Source organism: Candidatus Pelagibacter sp. PS_23, assembly GCF_059417905.1.
Map to the genome: position 1 here is coordinate 630,629 of NZ_CM182071.1, position 22,507 is coordinate 653,135.

A 22,507-nucleotide genomic window follows, 5' to 3' on the forward strand; every position below is an offset into this window, starting at 1 on the left:
GTATTTTAAGTCCTTTGTGTCTACCTATTTTAAGACTATTGAAGTTTTTTCTTTAATATTTCATTTATTAGTTGTGGATTAGCTTTACCACCTGAAACTTTCATTGCTTGACCTACAAAGAAACCAAATAGCTTTTCTTTACCATTCTTATATTCAATAGCTTTTTCTCTATTAGTATCAATTATTTTATCTATTAACGCCTCTAAAGCTTTAGGGTCACTTTCCTGTTTTAAACCTTTTTCTTCAACAATTATTTGAGGATCTATGTCTCCATCAATCATCAATTCAAATATTGTTTTAGCTATTTTTCCAGAAATTGTTCCATTCTTAATTAGATTAATTAACTTTGCTAAATTTTTGGCACTTACTGGGCTTTCAGATATTTCTAAATTTTTATTATTTAAAACAGCAAATAATTCACCTGTAATCCAGTTAACTGCTAACTTCATATCTTTGTTTTTGCCCATTTTAGCAACTACCTCTTCAAAATATTTAGCTGTTTCAATATCTGATACTAAAATTGTTGCTTCGTAAGCAGAGACTTTAAACTCATCAATAAATCTTTTTTTCTTATCGTCTGGTAATTCTGGGATATCTGCTTTAAGTTTTTCAATAAATTCATCTGTTACTTCTAATGGTAATAGGTCTGGATCTGGAAAATATCGATAATCATGAGCATCTTCTTTAGATCTCATAGATCTTGTTTCATTTTTTTTAGTATCAAATAATCTTGTTTCTTGATCAATTGTTTTACCATCTTCAATTAAATCAACTTGTCTATTAGCTTCATAATCAATAGCCATTTGCATAAATTTAATTGAGTTAACATTTTTAATCTCACAACGAGTTCCAAGTTTATCAGAACCTTTAATTCTAACAGAAATATTGACATCAGCTCTTAAAGAGCCTTCCTGCATATTTCCATCACACGTACCAAGGTATCTCATAATAGATCTTAATTTTTTAATATAAGCACTAACTTCATCTGGAGTTCTCATGTCTGGTTTGCTAACAATTTCCATCAAAGCTACACCAGATCTATTTAAGTCAACCAATGTATTTTGTGGGTCCATATCATGAATACTTTTTCCAGCATCTTGTTCTAGGTGTAATCTTTCAATCCCTACTTCTTTTTGGCCATGTGCCATATCAAGAATAACTGTTCCCTCTCCTACTATTGGATACTTAAACTGTGAGATCTGATAACCTTGTGGAAGATCTGCATAAAAATAATTTTTTCTATCAAAAACTGATCTTTTATTAATTTGAGCTCTTAAACCTATGCCCGTTTTAATTGCCTGTTTTACACAGTACTCATTAATAACTGGAAGCATTCCTGGAAATGCAGCATCCACTAAACTTACTTGTGTATTAGGTTCAGCACCAAAGGTAGTTGATGAAGATGAAAATAATTTAGAATTCGATGTAACTTGAGCATGAACTTCAAGGCCGATTACTACTTCATAAACATTATCTCGTCTTTCAATTAAATATTCTGAATTATCTTTAGTCATCTATTTAATCCACCAGTCAGTAATTTTATTTTTAAACTGAATTTTCTCTTCCATAGCATAAGCAATGTTTAAAATATTTTGTTCATCAAAAGCTTTACCAATAATTTGTAGTCCCAATGGATAACCTTTAACATCTATTCCTGCTGGAATTGAAATTGCTGGTAATCCAGCTAAATTCACTGGAACTGTAAATATATCATTTAAATACATTGAAACTGGGTCATTAGTTTTTTCACCAATTTTAAAAGCAGCACTTGGTGTTGATGGGGTTAAAATTGCATCAACTTTTTTATAAGCTTCATCAAAATCGTTTTTTATTAATTTCCTAACTTTTTGAGCCTTTAGATAATAAGCATCATAATAACCAGAGGACAAAACATAAGTCCCAATCATTATTCTTCTTTGAACTTCGCTACCAAAACCTTCAGATCTTGTCTTTTCATACATATCAATAAGGTTTTCACCTTTAGATCTAAAACCATACTTAACACCATCATATCTTGCTAAGTTTGAAGAAGCTTCCGCAGGGGCCACTATATAATAAGTAGGTAGAGCATAGTTTGTATGAGGTAATGAAATTTCTACAATTTCAGCACCACAATCTTTTGCATACTCAATGCCCTTCGTCCATAAATCCTCTATTTCCTTTGGCATTCCATCAACTCTATATTCTTTAGGAATTCCAATTTTCTTACCTTTAATATTATTTGTTAATTCTTTACTGTATTCATTTCTTTTAAAATCAATTGATGTTGAGTCTTTTTCATCATAAGTACTAATTATTTCTTGAAGCAATGCGCAATCTTTTACATCTTTAGACATTGGTCCTGCTTGATCTAATGAAGATGCAAAAGCAACAATTCCATATCGTGAACAACTTCCATAAGTAGGCTTTAATCCAACGGTACCTGTAAATGAAGCAGGTTGTCTAATAGAGCCACCTGTATCAGTTCCAATTGTAATAGGCGTTAAATTAGCTGCTAGAGCTGATGCAGAGCCTCCTGAAGAGCCACCTGGTACTAAACCTTTGTCTATTGGACTTTGTACATTTCCAAAAAAACTAGTTTCATTAGATGAGCCCATTGCAAATTCATCACAATTTAACTTACCAAGTAATATCGCACCTTCATTCCAAATATTTTGAGTAACAGTAGACTCGTATGGTGGAATAAAATTATTTAAAATTTTACTACCTGCTGTAGTTTTAACATCTTTGGTACAAAACAAATCCTTAACAGCTATTGGAACACCCGGAAGTTTTAAATCAAAATTTGGTTTTTGATCAAAACTTTTAGCTTTCAAAAGTGCATTAGAAAAATCTTCTGTTATGTATGTATTTAAATCTCTAGATTTTTCTCCTCTATCAATAAAAGCTTTTGTAGTTTCTTCAGAAGAAATCTTTTTATCTTTAATATTTTTAACTAATTCAGTTAAAGTGAGTGATGTAATATCAGACATTATTCAACAACCCTTGGTACTACAAAAAAATCTTCATTTTCCTCTGGTGAGTTTTTTAATATTTGATCTCTAATATTTTCACTTTTAACCTCGTCGGCTCTTAATTTTAATGTGGTCTCTGCAACAGAAGTTAAAGGCTCAATATTATCAGTATTGAGTTCATTTAATTTTTCAATGAAATCAAATATAGAGTTAAGATCTCCAGCTAATTTATTAGCTTTTGCATCATCAACTGAGATTCTTGATAATTTAGATATATGCTTTATTGTTTTAAGATCAATTGTCATGTGGTAATTAAATATGTCGGCAAACTATCACTTAAGTATAAAATATACAATATGATCACAATTGAAGATTTTAAAATAAAACACACAAATAAGGTGAGATTTATTGGTTTAGATTTAGGGTCTAAAAGAATTGGTGTATCAATTTGTGATGAAAGACAATCCATAGCCACACCCTTTAAAACCATAAACAAAACCAACACAAACGAACTAATTGATGAACTTAAGATAATAATTAAGGATAATAATATTGGTGGAATAATTGTAGGGAACCCAGTTAATATGGATGGCAGTCTAGGTAGATCAGCTCAATCAGTTAATGATGTTGCATCAAATATATCAAAATCTATAGACCTGCCAGTAATTTTATGGGATGAGAGACTTTCAACAGTTGGAGCATTTAATCTATCGAGTTTATTAGACGTTAACGTTTCAAAAAGAGTTAAAACAATTGATCAAAATGCTGCGGCCTTTATTTTACAAGGGGCAATAGACTTTTTAAATAATTAATACTTGCCATAGTGATGGTTAATAGTTATAGAGTTAATTTTAATGGCAACCAAAATAAATAAAGCTATTAAAATCTCTCAAAAACACCTCCTAGGTATTCAAGATCTATCAATTAATGATGTTAATTTTATTTTAGAAGAAGCTAAAAGTTTCATCAAATTAAATCAAAGTAAAAACAAAAGATTAAATGTCTTAAGTGGTAAAACTCAAATTAATTTGTTTTTTGAACCTTCAACAAGAACACAGAGTTCATTTGAATTAGCTGGAAAAAGATTAGGTGCAGATGTTATGTCAATGAATATGGCAAATTCAGCTATTAAGAAAGGTGAAACACTCATAGATACTGCAATGACTTTAAATGCAATGCATCCTGATATAATTGTAATTAGACACCAAGATTCAGGTGCGTGTAATCTTTTATCTCAAAAAGTAAATTGCGCAGTACTTAATGCTGGAGATGGAAGCCGTGAACACCCTACTCAAGCTTTACTAGATGCTTTAACAATTATAAATCGAAAAAAAAAAATTGAAGGTTTAAGAGTTGCGATTTGTGGTGACATAACTCATTCACGTGTTGCAAGATCAAATATTTATCTTTTAAATATGTTAGGTGCAGAAGTTAACATTATTGCACCATCAAATTTAATGCCAAAAGAAATAGAAAAGTTTGGGGTTAATACTTTTACAGATATGAAAAAAGGTTTGAAAGATTGTGATATTGTAATGATGTTAAGGTTACAAAATGAAAGGATGACTAGTTCTTTCTTGTCTTCTAATAGAGAGTACTATGAATATTATGGACTAACTCCAGATAAACTTGCTCATGCAAAAGATGATGCTTTAATTATGCATCCAGGCCCTATGAATAGAGGGATCGAAATTGACACTAAATTAGCAGATGACATTAACAGAAGCGTAATTAAGGAACAGGTTGAACTAGGTGTTGCAGTAAGAATGGCTTGTTTAAAAATATTTTGTGAATAAATGAAAAAACAATACTTTATAAATGCAAATATAATTGACCCTTATAACTCTATCAATGAGAAAGGTGGATTAATTATTGGAGAAGATGGCTTTATTGAAGCTGTTGGTAAAAAAGTAAATACTAATAACATTCCTTCAAGAGAAAAAGTAATAGATTTAAATGGCAAATATATATTCCCAGGTCTAGTTGATATGCGTGTCTTTGCAGGTGAACCTGGTTATGAATATAAAGAAAATTTTAGAACGCTAAGTAACGCAGCTCTTGCAGGAGGTGTTACTTCAGTTGTTACTATGCCTAATACTGACCCAATTATAGATAACGTTTCAATAGTAGATTTTTTAAAAAGACGTGGAAGAGATAAATCTAAAATAAATGTTTTTCCAAGTGCAGCCCTTACCAAAAATATTGAAGGAACTACCATGACTGAATTTGGTCTACTTCAAAGTAGAGGAATAATTGGATTTACTGATGGAGTTAAAACAATTCAAAATACTAGATTAATGTCACGCATAATGAATTCAGCTAAAGACTTGGGTACACTGATCATGCAACACGCTGAAGATTATGATTTATCCAAAAATGGAATGATTAATTCTGGAATTATTGCAACTAAACTTGGATTATCTGGAATACCTGCTGTTGCTGAAAGAATAATTATTGAAAGAGATTTAACGTTACTTGAAAACATTAAATGCAGATATCACATATCACAGATTTCAGCTGCTAAATCAGTAGAAATTATTGAGGAAAGAAAAAATAAAGTTAAATTTACAACAGGTGTCTCCATAAATAATCTTTCATTAAATGAAAATGATATAGGAGATTTTAGAACTTTTTTAAAATTATCACCGCCATTAAGAACTGAAGAAGATAGAATTGCTCTAGTACAAGGATTAAAAGATGAAACGATAGACGTTATTGTATCTGATCACAAACCAGAAGATGAAGAGCAAAAAAGATTAACGTTTGCACAAGCATCTACAGGGGCCTCTGGAATAGAAACGCTTTTATCATTAAGTCTAGAATTATATCACAATGGCTCTGTTAAATTAGAAACTATCATTAAAGCTTTAACATCAAACCCTGCAAAAATTTTAAAAATTGATAAGGGTAATCTTTCAGTGGGCAATGAAGCAGATTTTTGCATTGTTGATATTGACAAGCCATGGGTTGTCAAAAAAGATAAGCTTGTCTCCAAATCAAAAAATACCTCTATTGAAGACAAAAAACTTCAAGGAAAAGTCACCAATACATTTGTAAAAGGTGAAGAATTATTTAAGTTATAATAATGGAATATTTAATTGTTGCATTAAGTTCATATTTATTAGGATCAATACCTTTTGGTTTTATACTTACAAAAATATTTTTAAAAAAAGATATTAGAGATATTGGCTCAGGAAACATTGGGGCAACAAACGCTCTTAGAACAGGCAATAAAACATTAGGCTACGCAACTTTACTACTGGACATAACAAAAGCTGTATTGCCTGTTTTATATGTAAAATTTAATTATCCTGATTACATCTTCATTGCATCATTAAGTGCATTTTTAGGTCATGTTTTTCCAATATGGCTTAAGTTTAAAGGGGGTAAGGGTGTTGCAACATATGTTGGAATATTATTTTCGATAAACATTTTTTTGGGTTTGGTATTTATTATTAGTTGGGCTGTTACATTTCTTATTTCAAAATACTCATCACTTTCATCACTAGTTGGTAGTTTAATGGTGCCAATGTATTTAATAGTTTTTGAAAATTATAATTCAATATTTTTCATAATAATGTTTGTGCTTATATTCTACACGCACAGAGAAAACGTCAAACGATTGAAAAACAAAGAAGAAACTAAGACTAAAATTTATTGATTTGACTATCTAAGTCTTTTAAGTAATTTGTTTAGTAATGAATCTTGTAGTCGTAGAAAGTCCAGCTAAAGCAAAAACTATCAACAAATATCTTGGTGATGATTATATTGTTTTAGCGAGTTATGGTCATATTAGAGACCTTCCCTCAAAAAATGGTTCTGTTGATCCAGAAAATAATTTTAAAATGGAATGGGAAGTCGATAGTTTTTCTAAAAAATATCTTAAAGAAATTACAGATGCAGCTAAGATTTCATCAAAAATCATATTAGCAACTGACCCAGACAGAGAGGGAGAAGCAATTGCTTGGCATGTTAAAGAATATTTAAATGAAAAAAAATTAATTAAAGACAAGCATATAGAAAGAGTTGTTTTTAATGAAATTACAAAAAAAGCTGTTATTCATGGAATTGAAAACCCTCGACAAATAGAGCCATTACTTGTTGATGCCTATATGGCTAGAAGAGCCTTAGACTATTTAGTTGGCTTTAATATATCACCAATTTTGTGGACAAAGTTACCAGGTTCTAAATCTGCTGGTCGTGTTCAGTCAGTTGCCTTAAAATTAATTACAGAACGAGAACATGAAATAGAGCTTTTTGATCCTGAAGAATTTTGGACTTTAAGTATTCAATTCAACGATAGTAATAAAAATTCTATATTAGCAAGTATCACTCAATTGAATGATAAAAAAATTGAAAAATTTTCTTTTAAAAATAAAGCTGAAATTGATAAAGCAATGGAAGAGGTTAAATCTAAGAATTTCAATATAAATGACATCTCTAGCAAAGTTGTTAATAGAAACCCTTCTGGCCCTTTTACTACCTCCACATTACAGCAAGTTTCTTCTGGTAGGTTAGGATTTGGAGCGTCACGTACAATGCAAATAGCTCAAAAACTTTATCAAGGTATAGAAATTGATGGTGAAACTATTGGTCTTATCACGTATATGCGAACAGATGGCACTAACCTGTCCACAGACGCTATAGATACTTTTAGAAAATATATAAAAAATGAATTTGGTGATGAATATGTTCCAGATAACGCTGCAAGTTACTCTGGAAAAAAAGCTAAAAATGCTCAAGAAGCACATGAAGCAATTAGACCCACAGATATAATGCGAGCACCAGATACAGTTAAAAAATACCTAAGTCCAGATCAGCATAAATTATATGATTTAATTTGGAGTAGAGCCCTATCCTCTCAAATGAAACCCGCTCAATTTGATAGAAATACTATAACGATAACTTCGGATGATAATGGAACAATTTGTAAAGCTAGTGGATCTGTTATTAAATTTGATGGCTTTTTAAAAGTTATGAAAGATACTAAAAAAGATGATGATGAAGATATCCTTCCTGAAATGAACAAGGGTCCAGTTAATATAGAATCTCTATTAGATGAACAGCATTTTACACAGCCACCACCAAGATATTCAGAAGCTAGTTTGGTTAAGAAATTAGAAGAATTAGGTATTGGAAGACCTTCAACATATGCAAGTATAATATCTGTTATATCTACTAGAGGATATGCGGAAACAATTAATAAAAGATTTCACCCAACTGATCGTGGTAAATTAATTTCTGCTTTTCTTGAAAAGCTTTTCTCTAAATATGTTGACTATAATTTCACTGCAAGTTTAGAAAATCAACTTGATGATATTACTACCGGGAAGGAAGGATGGATAAAAGTTCTAGAGTTATTTTGGAAAGACTTTAATCAAAACGTATCTGACGTTAAAGAGAAAAGAACTAGGGAGGTTTTAGATCTATTAAACGATAGTCTAGGAAGTTTAATTTTTGAAAGAGATACAGAAGGAAATATTAATAGACAATGCAAGTTATGTAACGGTGGATCATTAAGTTTAAAAAATAGTTTTAGAGGTGGTGCTTTTATTGGTTGCTCAAATTATCCAGATTGTAAATTTACCAGACCCCTGTCTAAAGCAAAAGCAGCTGCTCAATCTCAATTAGCTGAACCAAAATTTATAGGTAAGCATGAAAATGGAAATGACATGTACCTTAAAAATGGAAGGTTTGGTCCCTACTTACAGTATGAAAAAATTGAGGAAATAAAAGATGAGATTATAATTGAAACAAAAAAGAAAAAAAAAACAAAAAAAAAAAGATAGAAAAAGAAGATAATAATTTAAGAAATGTCTCAATACCTAAAGGAATTACATTAGATAGCGTGGATCTTGATAGAGCTAAATTTTTATGCTCATTACCAAAAAGTTTAGGCATTAACCCTGAAAATCAGAGAGATATAATATTAAACTCAGGAAGATTTGGCCCATATTTGAAATGTGAAAACAAATCAGCAAGGATTGAAAATGTTGAGGAGATCTTCTCAATTGGGCTTAATAGAGCAATAACTCTAATAGCAGAGGCTAAACCTGGTAGAATGTCTGCATCAATTATAAAAGATCTAGGAGAGCACCCTGAAGACAAAAAACCTGTTAGAGTAATGAAAGGACAATATGGGCCTTATATTAAATATAAATCTCTTAATGCAACAATTCCAGAGGAAAAAGACCCTTTAGAACTTAATATGGAAGAAGCTTTAATATTAATTGAGAAAAGAAAAGAATACGATAAAAATAAAAAAGTTAAAAAAAAGAAAAAGAAATGAAAAAAATAATATTTATAACATTAATTACATCAGCACTTATGTCTAATGCTATGGCTGAAAAAATTGATTGTAATCAGTTTGAAAAGGTTAGTGCTAAATACATAGAGTGTTCAGCAAAAAATCTAAAAGAAAAATCTTCAGAACTTAAATTAAAAGCAACGGTTGGAGCTGAAGAACTTAAAGATAAAATAACTACTAATGCTAAAAGTGGAAAAAAGAAATTTGACAAACTTAATTTAAAAGAAAAACTTGTTAAATTTAAAAACAGTAAAACATTAACTGAATTTATGGAGAAATAATCATGTCATATGAAGATAAAATTAAAGAATTAAAGTTAGAACTGCCAGAAGCAAGAGATCCTGTTGGATCATATCTTGCATCAAAACAAATTGGTAAGATGTTATTCATCTCAGGACAAATTTCTACTGCAGCAAATGGAGAATTAATCAAAGGTAAGGTTGGTAAGGATCTAAAAACTGAAGATGGATATGAAGCAGCTAAACGTTGTGGTTTAAACATTATATCTCAAGTTAAAAAAGCTTGTGGTAATGATCTTTCAAAAGTTAAATCTTGTATAAAACTTACAGGATTTGTTAATTCAACAGAAGATTTTACAGAACAACCTAAAGTAATAAATGGTGCTTCAGATTTAATAGTTTCAGTTTTTGGAGACTCTGGAATGCATACAAGAGCAGCTGTTAGTACAAACAGTTTGCCCCTTGGTGTGTCAGTTGAGGTTGATGCTATTTTTGAATTAAATTAATTTCCAATACTAAAATATTTAATTTTATTATCTTTCATTTTATCAGCTGAGTAAATATTTCTCATATCAAAAATTGAGAATTTTTTATTTTTCACATCTTTTTTAAAATTAATATTTTTAAAATCATTCCATTCTGTGTGAATAATGATTAAATCTGATTTTTTAATTGCGTCTTTAATGTTGTTTGAAAAAGTAACATTATTAAATTTTTTAAAATCTAGTTTTTCTCCAGTTGGATCAAAATAATTTATCTTTGCACCTTTTTTAATTAATGCAGGGATCATTGTTAGGCTTGAAGAATCTCTCATATCATCTGTATTGGCTTTAAATGTTACCCCTAAGAAACAAATATTTTTATTTTTTATTTTATTTTTTAAAATCTCGAAAACTTTTTTTAGCATTAGTGATGATCTATTTTCATTTGATTTAATAACACTTTTAATCACTGTTAAATTAGTTTTGAATTTATTTGCAGTGGCTGTAATGGCCTTAGTATCTTTTGGAAAACAAGATCCACCATAAGCAGGACCAGCTCTTAAAAAACGACTGCCAATTCTATTATCAAGGCCCATACCAATAGAGATATCTTCAATGTTAACATTAATTTTTTCACATAAATTGGCTAGCTCATTAATAAAAGTAATCTTTGTTGCTAGAAAAGCATTAGAAGCATATTTTATTAATTCGGCTGCTCTTCGAGACGTATTAACGTATTTTGCACCTTTTGATATCAATGGCGAATAAAGATTTTTTAAAATCTTATTAGATTTTTTATTGTGAGTCCCAATAACTACTCTGTCAGGGTAGGTAAAATCTCTTATAGCATCACCTTCTCTTAAAAATTCAGGATTTGAAACCACTGAAAAAAGTTTTTTTGATACTTTTTTTAAAATAATCTTTTCTATTTCGTCTCCAGTTGTCACAGGTACAGTAGATTTAGTTATAATAATTTTAAATCTTTTAATAGATTTGCTAATTTCTTTTGCAACATTGTATACCTGGCTTAAATCAGCATTATTTCCATTTTTTTTAGTGGGAGTGCCAACACAAATAAAAATAATATCCGATTTTGAAATTGAATCTTTTAAATTTGTGGAGAATCGTAAACGATTATTTTTATAATTTTTAATGAGTAATTCTTCTAAACCAGGTTCATATATTGGGATAATACCATTTTTTAAGTTTTCAATTTTATTTAAATCTTTATCAACACAAATAACGTCATTTCCTAAATCAGAAAAACAAACTCCACTAACTAAACCGACATACCCCGTTCCTATCATGCAAAGTTTCATTGTTTAGAAATCTCCAACGTTGATTTAATATAACCTTTCATTGTTCCACAATCTAAGTATTTACCAGAAAAATTGTGACCAATAAATTGATTATCATCTTCTATTAAAGCTTGGATAGCGTCAGTGATATGAAATTCACCACTTTTACCTGGTTTAAGAGATTTTAATTTAGAAAAAATTGTTTTAGGTAATATATATCTTCCTATTACAGCATTATTAGAAGGTGAAGTTTTTATAGAAGGTTTTTCAACAACATTATTTATAATAAAATTATTTTTATCAATTTTTTTTCTGATGTTGTAGATACCCCACCTAGATACATCATTTTTATTAACCTTCATACTTGCCATAACTGATGCTTTAAATTTATTATGCACGGCAATCATTGACTTAGAGCAGTTTTTTTTAATTATCAAATCATCAGGTAATAACATTAAAAAATATTTATCTGTAATAAATTTTTTAGTCTTGTAGACAGCATCACCAGTTCCTAATGGTTTGTCTTGAAAAACAAATTTAATCATTTTTTTATATTTGAGAATTTTTTTATATTCTTTGATAATTTTTGGATCATTTTTTTTCTTGATAATATCTTTGTAAAATTTATCATTATAAAAATATTTCTTTATCATCAATTTTTTTTTAGAAATAATAAATACAATTTCCTTAATACCAGCCTCAATACATTCTTCGATAATATATTCTAAGCCTGGTTTTCCATTAATAGGTAGAAGCTCTTTAGCAAAAACACTTGTTAGTGGTAGTAGTCTAGTACCAAGACCAGCTAAAGGAATTATAGCTTGTTTAATCATATAAATGTTTTACTTATTAATATTCTTATTACAAATGAAATTAATAAAATTAAAAACTGATTTAATTAAGGCAATTGAGTTAGATAGAAGATTAGGTTTTGTCCCAACAATGGGTAGTTTGCACGAAGGTCACAAAACATTAATAAAAACATCACAAAAAAACTGCAAAAAAACATTAGTCAGTATTTTTATTAATCCAACTCAATTTAATAATAAAAAAGATTATAAAACATACCCAAAGAATTTAAAGCAAGATTTGAGTTACCTTAAAAAACTTAAAGTTGACTATGTATATTTGCCAACCATTAAACAAATTTATTGGAAAAAAAATAATGAAATTAAACTAAATAAATCACAAAAAATATTATGTGCAAAATTTAGAAAAGGACATTTTGAAGGTGTACTTAATGTTTTAGATCGTTTTATTGAATTAATTTCTCCACAAAAAATGTTTATGGGAGAAAAAGATTTTCAACAATTTTTCTTGGTTAAAAACTATATTGAAAATAAGTACAATACCAAAGTTCACGTATGTAAAACAGTCAGAGAAAAAAACAAACTAGCTTTATCTTCCAGAAACTCTTTATTAAATAAGAAAAGTTTTATTAATTCAGGAATAATTGCAAAAAAATTATTATCTTTAAAAAATGAAATTAAGAAAAACAAAAAAAATTACAAAAAAATGATATTTTATTTAAAGGAAGAGCTATCTAAAAATTTTGATATTAAAATTGAATATTTGGAATGTAGAAACACACATAATTTAAGCACAAATATTATGAACAAACCTTTTAAACTTTTTGTGGCCTACTTTATTAATAACGTACGTTTAATTGACAATTTTTAGAGAAAATAAGCACTAACACCAAGAAATGAAACAAAACCTATAACATCAGTAATAGTTGTTACAAACACACTTGATGCAATAGCAGGATCAATATCCATTTTTTTTAAAGTTATAGGTACTAAAATTCCAAATAAACCTGCAACAATCATCGTAACTATCATTGACATAGAAATTATTAAAGAAAGTAGAGAATCTTGAAACCAAACTTGAACTACTAAAGCACTTATTATTGCAAATATGATACCATTTAAAATACCAATATTAAATTCTTTTAAAATATTTTGAGTAAAATTGTTTTTTGTTAAGTCATTTGTTGCTAATGTTCTTACAGTTACAGCCAAAGTTTGCATTCCAGCATTACCACCCATAGATGCAACGATTGGCATAAGAAATGCAAGCACAACCATTTGTTCGATTGTTGCACCAAATAAACTAATAACCCACGTTGCAAGAAATGCTGTAAATAAGTTTAATAAAAGCCAGTTAAATCTTCTTCTAGTTTTCTTAAAAACTCCATCAGTAATTTCTTCATCCCCTACCCCAGCTAATCTTAAGGCATCTTCTTCGGCTTCTTCTTTTAATACAGTTAAAACATCGTCATACATGATCATACCAACCAACTTGTTTGATTTATCAACAACAGCTGCTGAATTTAAGCTATAGTTTTCAAACACGTTACCAACTTCTTCTTTGTCCATATCAACAGGAATAAGTAGTTGAGATTCTGACATAATAGAAAGCATTTTAGTTTCTCTCGAAGTAGTTAAAACTTTAGATGATGGAACAGTTCCAATCGGTTTAAAATCTTCATCTATAATAAAAATTTCAAGAAATTCCTCAGGTAAATCTTTATTTTCTCTTAAATAGTCAATTGTTTGACCAACTGACCAATTACTAGGAACAGCCGTGAATTCACGTTGCATTATTCTAGCAGCTGTGTCTTCCGGATAACTTAAGCTTTCAAGTAAAGCAAATCTATCTTTTGGAGGTAAGGAGCTTAATATTGTATTCTTATCTTTTTCATCAACATTTTCTAAAATTGTAATCGCATCATCAGATTCAAGATTTTTTAAAAGTCTAACAATAGTATCAGGTGAAAGATAAGCTATGATTTCAGACTGCACCGACTCGTTTAATTCAATAAAAACTTCTGGATCTATATTGAAATTATTAAGTTTAATTAAGCTTTCTCTATCATTTTGACCAAGATGTTCAATTATATCAGCCGCATCAGCTGGGTGCATCTCATTAAAAGAATTAGTAATAAATTGAGCATCATTATTAGCAATCTTAGAAGTAACAACTTTTATGTACTCTTTATTAAACTCAAAATTAACTTTTTTATCTTTTATTTTTTTTATTAAAGACATAAATTTACCTATAAATCAATTTTGCACTAATAGTGCATAATAAAAATAATACAATTTATAAATGAATATAGAGATTAAAAAGTCAATAAAACCAATAAAATATGAAGATGCAATAAAACTACTTGAAGAAAGATTATTAGAGATAAACAATGGTCAAAAAGAGGATTTAATATGGATCTTAGAACATGAAGAGGTTTATTCAGCAGGTACGAGTTACAAAGAAAAAGAAATTCTTAATAAAGATATTAGTCTAGTAAAAACAAACCGTGGAGGAAAAATTACTTATCATGGTCCAGGTCAATTGATTTGTTATTTTGTGATAGATTTAAAAAAAAGAAAAAAAGATATAAGAAAATTTATAACTTTAATTGAAGAGACGATTATTGACAGTTTATCAAAATTTAATATTAAGACATTTGGTGATCCAAAAAACATTGGTATTTGGACTGACCATAAAGGTAAAATTAATAAAGTTGCAGCAATTGGTGTAAGAGTAAGTAAGTGGATAGCATATCATGGATTTGCAATAAATATTAATAACGATCTTTCAAAATATAAAAATATTATTCCGTGTGGTATTTCAGACAAAGGCGTAATCAATCTTAAAGAAATTAAAGATCAAGACTATAAGAATTTAGATGAAATTATTATTGAAACCTTTTCTAAGAATTTGGAAATCTAAGTCTTTTTGTTTTTAAAAGTTTTTTAAAATAATCTGGTAATAATGCTGTGTAGGTATATTTTTTATCATTTATCATAAATTTAATTTGATATGAATGAAGCATTAAATTTTTATTTATTGCTTTATCTGTGTTACTAAATTTATATTTTTGATCCCCATAGATTGGACATCCTACAGCATAAAGTTGTTTTCTTAATTGATGTTTTCTTCCTGTAATTGGTTTCATTTCAACTAGACTGCATATAGAATTTTTATCTAACACTTTGTAAAGTGTTCTAGCTTTTTCAACTACTTCTCTATCATTATCGTATCTGGTTAAATCATCATTCCACTCACCAGAGTCCTTTTGCAGCTCTCCATGACATATGGCCAGATAAGTTTTATGAACTTTTCGAAGTCTAAATAAAGAGGTTAATAACTGGGCAGATTGTCTATGTTTTGCCATAATAAAAACTCCAGACGTATCTTTATCAAGTCTATGTACAGAAAATGGTTTAGTGTCCTGAAAAATTTCACTACGAGCAAATATATCTACAAGATTTTTTTTAGATTTAGTTCCACCTTGAACTGAAATACCAGAGCTTTTATTAAGAACAATGAAATCATCATTATTATCAATTATTAATTCTTCATTTTCTTTAATAACTTCTTCTGAAGGTACAAATTTAATTGTCTTTTGAACAATTGTTTCTTTAAAATCAAAGTTGAATAAATCTATAGTGTCACCGGTCTTTACTTTATGAGAGCTTTTAATTTTTTTATTATTGATTTTAACTTTTCCACTTTTTAAACTTTTTTCAATTAGACCTTGAGGGTAATTGCCAAGATTATTACGTATCCATCTATCGATACGCATATCGTTAAACGTTGAATCAACGTTAAAAGACTTTTTCATGATGATATAATTTTATATAAAAAATTAAGCAGTAGCTAATTTTTTCTCTTCAGTTTTATCTTTAGCTGGATCTTTTTTCTTTCTATCAACTCTTTTTGCCTCAACATCTCTATCTACAAATTCAATTACAGCCATAGGTGCATTGTCACCATATCTAAAGCCAGCTTTGATGATTCTTGTGTAGCCACCATTTCTTGCTTCATATCTTTTTGACAATGTTTTTTTGACTTTATTCGCAGATGTTATATCTTGTAATTTAGACATTAACATTTTTGTAGTTTGAAGAGTCTCTTTTTTTCCTAAAGTTATGATTTTATCAGCTTGAGGTTTTAAGAATTTAGCTTTTGGAAGTGTTGTAGTGATCTGCTCATATTTTATTAAAGAATTAAGCATATTCTTCAATAAAGCTTTTCTATGTTCAGAAGTTCTATTTAACTTCTTATTAGCCATACCATGTCTCATTAGATTTGCTCCTCTAACTTTTTAGACATTTCAGCTATATTTTCTGGTGGCCAGTTCGGAATCTCCATACCTAAGTATAAAGACATACCAGTTAAAACTTCTTTTATTTCATTAAGTGATTTTCTTCCAAAGTTAGGTGTTCTAAGCATTTCACCTTCTGACTTTTGAACTAGATCTCCAATGTAAATAATATTATCATTTTTAAGACAATTCATAGAACGCACAGATAATTCAAGTTCATCAACTTTTCTTAATAAATTCTTATTGAATTCAGGCTCAGATGAAACTTCTTTTACAGGTACTTCAACAGGTTCGTCAAAATTAACAAACATATTTAGTTGATCTTGGAAAATTCTAGCAGAATAAGCAACGGCATCTTCAGCAGAAATTGATCCATTAGTTTCAACTTCCATAATTAATTTATCATAATCAAGGGCTTTTCCTTCTCTTGCTGTGCTTATAGAGTAAGAAACCTTCTTAACTGGACTATATAAAGAATCTATAGCAATTAATCCCAAAGGTGGTTCTTCTGGTTTGTTCATTACTGCAGGAACGTATCCCTTACCTGTTCCAACATTCATTTCCATATGGAAATGCGTATTTTCATCTAAATTACAAATAACCAGATCAGGATTTAAAATTTCAATATCGGCAACTGGTGCTATGTCAGAAGCTTTAATTTCTCCAGGACCTTTAGCATCTAAAATAAGTTTTTTAGTAGTTTCTGATGAGCTTTTTAAAGCTAATGATTTAACGTTTAAAACTATGTCAGTAACATCTTCTCTAACACCTTTGATAGATGTAAATTCATGTAAAACACCATCAATTTGAATTGAAGTTACAGCAGCACCTCTGATTGATGAAAGTAAAATTCTTCTTAAAGAATTACCTAAAGTTAAACCATATCCTTTTTCTAAAGGTTCTGCGATAATTTTTGCATGTGATTTGTCATCACTAATTTTAACATCTAATTGAGCTGGTTTAATTAATGCTTTCCAATTTTTAGCATTTACATTTAAACTTTCCATTTATTAAACTCTCCTTTTTTTTGGTGGTCTTACGCCGTTATGTGGCATTGGTGTTGTATCTTTTATTGAAAGAATCTTAAATCCTCTCGCTTGTAAAGCTCTTAATGCGGTTTCTCTTCCTGAACCAGGTCCTTTAACCTCAACTGATAAAGTTTTCATTCCATATTCTAAAGCTTTAGATGCAGCAGAATCTGCAGCAATTTGTGCAGCATAAGGTGTTGATTTTCTTGAACCTTTAAAACCTTTTTGTCCAGCGGATGCCCAAGAAATTACATTTCCATTAGTATCTGCAATTGAAATTATTGTATTGTTAAAAGTAGACTGTACATAAGCAATACCATTAAGAATATTTTTTTTTATTTTCTTTTTTTTGGAATAAGAACTTTTCTTAGATTTTTTATCTACTTTTTTTTCTACAACAGCATCTTTATTCTCAACTTTATCTACTTTAGCCATAAATTAATTATTTTTTAAGTGGAGTTAATTTTTTACCAGCAATTGCTATTGCTTTACCTTTTCTTGTTCTTGCATTACATCTTGTTCTTTGTCCTCTAACAGGAAGTTTTTTTCTATGTCTAGATCCCCTGTAACAAGCAAGGTCAATTAATCTTTTAATAGTTAAAGAGTAATCTCTTCTAAGATCACCTTCGACTTTAAAATTTGCATCAATGTATTCTCTAATTTTTAAAATATCTTCGTCAGTAAGTTCATTTATTCTTTTTGCTTTAGGAATTTCTAAAGAAGTACAAATTTGGCTAGAAAATTTATTACCAATACCATAGATGTACGTTAGTCCTATGTGGACAAGTTTGTTTTGCGGAATGTTTACACCTGCTATACGAGCCATATTTTTGAGAATAAATTTAGCCTTTTATATAAGAAGATGTTCCAAAGTCAACGTCTTAAACCTTAAGAATTTCATTAATTTTATTGGTTATTTGATCAATTTCACCTGCTCCATCAATTTCAGTGAAATTTGAATTTTTTGAATAGAATTCTAACACTGGTTTTGTTGAAGACATATAAGTGTCATATCTAGAAATAACAATTTCAAGATTGTCATCTTTTCTTTTCTTTAAGTGTTCAACACCACAAGGATGAAGCTCTATTTGCTCCTTATTAAAATATTCATTTAACGTCATATTACATTTTTCACAGGTCATTCTGCCCATAATACGTTTTTCAATAATGTCTCTTGATACATTTAAAAATATAGTATGCCCTATTGTTTGGTTAAACTCATTTAATAAAACTTCTAAATTAATAGCTTGTTCAACATTTCTTGGATAGCCATCAAAAATAATTCTATCTCTATATTTTAAATTAGTTAAAGATTGTCTTAATAAAGTATTTACGATCTCATCTGAAACAAATTTGCCATTAGATATTAGCTTTTCTATATCCACTCCAAGATCAGTTTTAGATTTAACTTCATCTCTTAATAGATTTCCTGTTGATAATTGGAAGTAATTATGTTTTTTAACAATAGATTGAGCTTGAGTCCCCTTACCCGCTCCTGGAGGACCAAAAAGAATTATATTCACTTAATTATTTTCCGAATTTTGTTTTTTTAATTAATTGCTCATATTGAGAGCTCATTAATCTAGTTTGGATTTGTGTAACAGTATCAATTGCAACTACAACAACAATCAAGATTGAAGTCCCACCTAAATAAAAGGGTATTGGATAATTAGCAATTAGAAATTCTGGCATTAAACAAACTATTGTTAAATACAATGCCCCAATTGTCGTAAGTTTTGTCACAATTTTTTCAATATACAAAGCTGTATTTTCACCTGGTCTAATCCCAGGTACAAAACCACCATATTTTCTTAAATTATCAGCAGTCTCAGTTGGATTAAATGTTATGGATGTGTAGAAAAAAGTAAAAAATATTATTCCAGAAGCATAAAGCAACATGTAAAGGGGTTGTCCTTGTGTAAAGTATGAACTTAAATTTAAGAATGTGTCGTTGTCTGAAAAACTAAAATTAGAAAAGGTTACAGGCAATAATAATAAAGCTGAAGCAAAGATTGCTGGAATAACACCGGCTTGGTTAATCTTTAAAGGTAAATGAGAAGATTCACCACCGTACATTTTATTTCCCATTTGTCTTTTAGGGTAATTTATTAAAATTTTTCTTAATGCTCTTTCCATGAAAACAATGAACATAATTGTTGCGACTAATAATACAAAAATTCCAATAATCATAATTGTAGATACAGCGCCCGTTCTACCCAACTCGAATGTAGTAACTAAAGCACGTGGAATTTCAGCAACAATACCAGCAAAAATAATCAACGAAATACCATTACCGATACCTCTTTGTGTTATTTGTTCACCAAGCCACATTAAAAACATTGTACCAGCAACAATGGTTGATACCGCTGTTATAGTAAAAAATAAGCCTGGATTAATAACTAAGTCAGCAGAAGATTGTAAACCTATAGATAATCCGTAACCCTGAATAGTAGCAAGAATTACAGTTCCATATCTTGTGATTTGAGTTATTTTTGCTCTTCCAGTTTCACCTTGTGCCTTTAAATTTTTAAAATAATCAGATACGCCAGTTAATAACTGAACTATGATTGAAGATGAAATATAAGGCATAATTCCAAGTGCGAATATAGCCATTCTACTTACAGCCCCGCCTGAAAAAACATTGAACATTCCAAGTAATCCTTTTTGATTACCACTCATCATTGTTTGTAATTGCTCAGGGTCAATGCCTGGAATTGGCACAAAAGTACCAAATCTATAAACTGCTAAGATAAATATTGTAAAGATTATACGATTTTTAAGATCATTAGTTTGAGAAGAAGAGCTCATAATATCTTAATTATTTTTTTAATTGTATTGTTCCGCCAGCTTTCTCTAATTTTTCTACAGCAGATTTAGAGATTAAGTCAGCTTCGATATTAACTTTATCTTTAATTTCACCTGTACCTAGTATCTTTAATTTTTGTGAATTTTTATTGATCAATTTAAGTTTTTTAAGTAATGCCATATTAATAACATCACCAGAATTAATTGTTTTTTCAGTTATAAAAGTTTGAATTTTTTCCAAGTTCATTATTGCAATAACAGCTTGGTATCTCTTAATTGCATTAAAGCCTCTTTTAGGTAATCTTCTATATAAAGGCATTTGACCACCTTCAAAAGCTTTAATAGCAACACCAGATCTAGATTTTTGACCTTTAACACCTCTGCCAGATGTTTTTCCTTTTCCAGAACCGATACCTCTACCGACTCTCATCTTTTTTTTGTATAAAACTTTTCCTGTAGTATTTAATGTAGTCATTATCCTCTTTTTTCGATTACATCAGAAATTTTTTTATTTCTAATTGTTGCAATATGCTTTGGTGAATTTTGTTTTGAAAGAGCTTTCATCGTCGCTCTTATCATATTGTGAGGGTTTGATGTACCCATTGATTTAGCAACTATATCTTTAATTCCTAAAACTTCACAAACTGCTCTTACAGGACCGCCTGCAATAATACCTGTTCCCTTAGGAGCAGATCTTAAAATAATTTTACCAGCACCATCTTTACCATAAACATCATGATGAATAGTTCTACCTTCTCTTAGCGGCACATGGATTAAAACTCTTCTTGCTGTTTCATTGGCTTTTTTAATTGCATCAGGCACCTGTTTGGCTTTAGCATGCGCTACTCCAATTTTACCTGCTTGATTACCAACTACTACTAAAGCTGAAAAACCAAATCTACGACCACCTTTTACTACTTTTGTAATTCTGTTGATGTGAACTAATTTTTCTAAAATACCGTCGTCTTTTTTATCTTTAAAATCCATAATTAAAATTCCATTCCATTTTTACGTAGTGTTTCAGCAAAAACTTTAACTCTGCCGTGGTATTTGTATATACCTCTATCAAAAAATATTTTTGATATTTTCTTTTCTTGGGCTTTCTTTGCAAGTTTCTCTGCTACTATTTTAGAAATTTCTGTTTTATTTACTTTGTCCATAGAACGAATGTCTTTTTCAACAGAAGAACATGACACTAAAGTAATGTTTTTAACATCATCAATAATTTGAGCTGAAATATTTTTTGCAGATCTTGATATGCTAAGTCTTAATCTATCAGATGATGCAACTTTTTTTAATTTACCAGTAACTCTAAATTTCTTTCTTTGGATGGTATTTAATTTCATTATTTCTTCTTCCCTTCTTTTCTTAGAATGTATTGACCTTGCTCTCTAATACCTTTGCCTTTATATGGCTCTGGTTTTCTAAAAGCTTTGATTTTTGAAACAACCATACCTACTTGCTGTTTATCAGATCCACTAACTTTAACTACCGTCTGTTTTTCAACAACAATTTTAATTCCTTCAGGAATATCAAAATTAATATCGTGGCTATAACCTAATTGCAAATTTAACTGTTTATCTTTTAATGCAGCTCTGTAACCCACTCCAACAAGCTCAAGAATTTTTTCATAGCCAGTACTTGACCCAATAACAGCATTATTGATTAAGCTTCTATTCATGCCCCATAATCTTTTTGAGTTTTGATCCTTTACTTTAGGGCTGATAGATATTTCTTTTCCTTCGGTAACGTCAAGATTAAACATTTCAAGATCAATATTAAGTGATTTTTTACCTAATGGTCCCTCAATGTTAAGAACACTACCAGATAGTACTGCTTTAACTTTTTCAGGGATTGAAATACTTATTTTACCAATTTTAGACATTAAAATACCTTACAAATTATTTCGCCACCAACTTTTTGTTTTCTAGCTTCAATATCAGTCATTACACCTTTTGGTGTTGATACAATAGCTATTCCTAGTCCGCCATTAATTTTTGGCAAACTATCAGCACTTGAAAATATTCTTCTACCAGGCTTAGATACTCTCTCAAAAGTACTAATTACTGGATTTCCAGAATAATATTTTAAGTCAACTGACAATGTGGGTTTATTATTTTCAGTTTCAATTTTATAGTCTTTTATAAATCCTTCACTTTTAAGAATATCTGCAATCTTAACTTTAAAGTTAGAAGAAGGTAATGCTACTTTCTTATGATTTCTCACTTGTGCATTTTTTATTCTTGCAATCATATCCCCTATTGGGTCACTTAAACTCATATTA

Annotated in this window: 26 protein-coding genes and 1 pseudogene; 9 read left to right on the top strand and 18 right to left on the bottom strand. The window is 29.4% G+C overall.

Annotated elements, in window-relative coordinates; genetic code table 11:
- Positions 1–35: 35 nt before the first annotated feature.
- Genes gatB through gatC form a run of 3 tightly spaced genes read right to left on the bottom strand, consistent with a single transcriptional unit; the run spans position 36 to position 3,259 of the window.
- Complete coding sequence (gatB, locus tag AC5SLY_RS03355) at positions 36–1,514, bottom strand: Asp-tRNA(Asn)/Glu-tRNA(Gln) amidotransferase subunit GatB (protein ID WP_011282144.1); 1,479 nt, start codon at positions 1,512–1,514, stop codon at positions 36–38.
- Positions 1,515–2,972: an Asp-tRNA(Asn)/Glu-tRNA(Gln) amidotransferase subunit GatA gene (gene gatA, locus AC5SLY_RS03360; RefSeq protein ID WP_011282145.1), complete on the bottom strand. Its 1,458-nt coding sequence runs from the start codon at positions 2,970–2,972 to the stop codon at positions 1,515–1,517.
- Complete coding sequence (gene gatC / locus AC5SLY_RS03365) at positions 2,972–3,259, bottom strand: Asp-tRNA(Asn)/Glu-tRNA(Gln) amidotransferase subunit GatC (RefSeq protein WP_006996849.1); 288 nt, start codon at positions 3,257–3,259, stop codon at positions 2,972–2,974. The genes gatA and gatC overlap by 1 nt, the downstream gene beginning before the upstream one ends.
- 51 nt (positions 3,260–3,310) lie before the next feature.
- Here gatC and ruvX point away from each other — a divergent pair, with 51 nt between their 5' ends.
- The 7 genes and pseudogenes from ruvX (at position 3,311) to AC5SLY_RS03400 (ending at position 10,006) form a co-directional block, all read left to right on the top strand.
- Positions 3,311–3,766: a Holliday junction resolvase RuvX gene (gene ruvX, locus AC5SLY_RS03370; protein WP_006996848.1), complete on the top strand. Its 456-nt coding sequence runs from the start codon at positions 3,311–3,313 to the stop codon at positions 3,764–3,766.
- A gap of 42 nt (positions 3,767–3,808) precedes the next feature.
- Positions 3,809–4,750: an aspartate carbamoyltransferase catalytic subunit gene (locus tag AC5SLY_RS03375; protein WP_006996847.1), complete on the top strand. Its 942-nt coding sequence runs from the start codon at positions 3,809–3,811 to the stop codon at positions 4,748–4,750.
- On the top strand, positions 4,751–6,037 hold the full coding sequence (gene pyrC / locus AC5SLY_RS03380; protein WP_011282146.1) for a dihydroorotase: 1,287 nt from the start codon (positions 4,751–4,753) through the stop codon (positions 6,035–6,037).
- A gap of 2 nt (positions 6,038–6,039) precedes the next feature.
- On the top strand, positions 6,040–6,615 hold the full coding sequence (gene plsY / locus AC5SLY_RS03385; protein ID WP_006996845.1) for a glycerol-3-phosphate 1-O-acyltransferase PlsY: 576 nt from the start codon (positions 6,040–6,042) through the stop codon (positions 6,613–6,615).
- Positions 6,616–6,652: 37 nt separating this feature from the next.
- Positions 6,653–9,243, top strand: a pseudogene (topA, locus tag AC5SLY_RS03390) (type I DNA topoisomerase).
- Complete coding sequence (locus tag AC5SLY_RS03395) at positions 9,240–9,542, top strand: hypothetical protein (RefSeq protein ID WP_011282148.1); 303 nt, start codon at positions 9,240–9,242, stop codon at positions 9,540–9,542. Before topA ends, AC5SLY_RS03395 begins: the two are co-directional and overlap by 4 nt.
- A 2-nt stretch (positions 9,543–9,544) precedes the next feature.
- Positions 9,545–10,006, top strand: coding sequence for a RidA family protein (locus AC5SLY_RS03400; RefSeq protein ID WP_006996842.1), 462 nt, complete (start codon positions 9,545–9,547; stop codon positions 10,004–10,006).
- On the opposite strand, the gene AC5SLY_RS03405 is transcribed toward AC5SLY_RS03400, so the two are convergent.
- Both AC5SLY_RS03405 and AC5SLY_RS03410 read right to left on the bottom strand, forming a co-directional pair.
- A complete protein-coding gene (locus tag AC5SLY_RS03405; protein WP_494599115.1) occupies positions 10,003–11,301 on the bottom strand; it encodes a UDP-glucose dehydrogenase family protein in 1,299 nt (432 codons plus the stop codon). The two genes, AC5SLY_RS03400 and AC5SLY_RS03405, sit on opposite strands and share 4 nt — an antisense overlap.
- Entirely contained in the window at positions 11,298–12,113 is an 816-nt protein-coding gene (locus AC5SLY_RS03410) for a sugar phosphate nucleotidyltransferase (RefSeq protein WP_011282150.1), read from the bottom strand. The genes AC5SLY_RS03405 and AC5SLY_RS03410 overlap by 4 nt, the downstream gene beginning before the upstream one ends.
- Before the next feature lie 4 nt (positions 12,114–12,117).
- Here AC5SLY_RS03410 and panC point away from each other — a divergent pair, with 4 nt between their 5' ends.
- Positions 12,118–12,960, top strand: a complete 843-nt coding sequence (gene panC, locus AC5SLY_RS03415; RefSeq protein ID WP_494599116.1) for a pantoate--beta-alanine ligase — start codon at positions 12,118–12,120, stop codon at positions 12,958–12,960.
- On the opposite strand, the gene mgtE is transcribed toward panC, so the two are convergent.
- Positions 12,957–14,330 (bottom strand): magnesium transporter, encoded by a 1,374-nt coding sequence (gene mgtE / locus AC5SLY_RS03420; protein ID WP_006996838.1) that lies wholly within the window; start codon positions 14,328–14,330, stop codon positions 12,957–12,959. The genes panC and mgtE overlap by 4 nt on opposite strands.
- A gap of 61 nt (positions 14,331–14,391) precedes the next feature.
- Between mgtE and lipB the strand changes: the two genes are divergently transcribed.
- Positions 14,392–15,012 (top strand): lipoyl(octanoyl) transferase LipB, encoded by a 621-nt coding sequence (lipB, locus tag AC5SLY_RS03425; protein WP_006996837.1) that lies wholly within the window; start codon positions 14,392–14,394, stop codon positions 15,010–15,012.
- Here the strand turns inward: lipB and AC5SLY_RS03430 are convergent.
- From AC5SLY_RS03430 to rpsH, 12 genes are read right to left on the bottom strand one after another with little or no spacing between them, the layout of a single operon-like run.
- Positions 14,993–15,907 (bottom strand): RluA family pseudouridine synthase, encoded by a 915-nt coding sequence (locus AC5SLY_RS03430; protein WP_006996836.1) that lies wholly within the window; start codon positions 15,905–15,907, stop codon positions 14,993–14,995. The genes lipB and AC5SLY_RS03430 overlap by 20 nt on opposite strands.
- 24 nt (positions 15,908–15,931) lie before the next feature.
- The gene (gene rplQ / locus AC5SLY_RS03435; RefSeq protein WP_006996835.1) at positions 15,932–16,369 is read right to left on the bottom strand and encodes a 50S ribosomal protein L17; all 438 of its coding nucleotides are present in this window, start codon (positions 16,367–16,369) and stop codon (positions 15,932–15,934) included.
- Positions 16,369–17,397 (bottom strand): DNA-directed RNA polymerase subunit alpha, encoded by a 1,029-nt coding sequence (locus AC5SLY_RS03440; protein WP_006996834.1) that lies wholly within the window; start codon positions 17,395–17,397, stop codon positions 16,369–16,371. Before AC5SLY_RS03440 ends, rplQ begins: the two co-directional genes overlap by 1 nt.
- Positions 17,398–17,400: 3 nt before the next feature.
- Positions 17,401–17,853 (bottom strand): 30S ribosomal protein S11, encoded by a 453-nt coding sequence (gene rpsK / locus AC5SLY_RS03445; protein WP_006996833.1) that lies wholly within the window; start codon positions 17,851–17,853, stop codon positions 17,401–17,403.
- Between the two features lie 7 nt (positions 17,854–17,860).
- Positions 17,861–18,244 carry a 30S ribosomal protein S13 gene (gene rpsM, locus AC5SLY_RS03450; protein WP_006996832.1) on the bottom strand — a complete coding sequence of 128 codons (384 nt, stop codon included), beginning with the start codon at positions 18,242–18,244 and terminating at the stop codon, positions 17,861–17,863.
- 55 nt (positions 18,245–18,299) lie between these two features.
- Positions 18,300–18,941, bottom strand: a complete 642-nt coding sequence (locus tag AC5SLY_RS03455; protein WP_006996831.1) for an adenylate kinase — start codon at positions 18,939–18,941, stop codon at positions 18,300–18,302.
- Positions 18,942–18,945: 4 nt separating this feature from the next.
- Positions 18,946–20,226 (bottom strand): preprotein translocase subunit SecY, encoded by a 1,281-nt coding sequence (gene secY, locus AC5SLY_RS03460; RefSeq protein ID WP_006996830.1) that lies wholly within the window; start codon positions 20,224–20,226, stop codon positions 18,946–18,948.
- A gap of 10 nt (positions 20,227–20,236) precedes the next feature.
- Positions 20,237–20,698, bottom strand: a complete 462-nt coding sequence (gene rplO / locus AC5SLY_RS03465) for a 50S ribosomal protein L15 (RefSeq protein WP_006996829.1) — start codon at positions 20,696–20,698, stop codon at positions 20,237–20,239.
- Positions 20,698–21,210, bottom strand: coding sequence for a 30S ribosomal protein S5 (rpsE, locus tag AC5SLY_RS03470; protein ID WP_006996828.1), 513 nt, complete (start codon positions 21,208–21,210; stop codon positions 20,698–20,700). The genes rplO and rpsE overlap by 1 nt, the downstream gene beginning before the upstream one ends.
- Before the next feature lie 2 nt (positions 21,211–21,212).
- Complete coding sequence (gene rplR / locus AC5SLY_RS03475; RefSeq protein ID WP_006996827.1) at positions 21,213–21,569, bottom strand: 50S ribosomal protein L18; 357 nt, start codon at positions 21,567–21,569, stop codon at positions 21,213–21,215.
- Entirely contained in the window at positions 21,569–22,108 is a 540-nt protein-coding gene (gene rplF, locus AC5SLY_RS03480) for a 50S ribosomal protein L6 (protein WP_006996826.1), read from the bottom strand. Before rplF ends, rplR begins: the two co-directional genes overlap by 1 nt.
- The gene (gene rpsH, locus AC5SLY_RS03485; protein ID WP_006996825.1) at positions 22,108–22,503 is read right to left on the bottom strand and encodes a 30S ribosomal protein S8; all 396 of its coding nucleotides are present in this window, start codon (positions 22,501–22,503) and stop codon (positions 22,108–22,110) included. The genes rplF and rpsH overlap by 1 nt, the downstream gene beginning before the upstream one ends.
- Between the last annotated feature and the right edge of the window lie 4 nt (positions 22,504–22,507).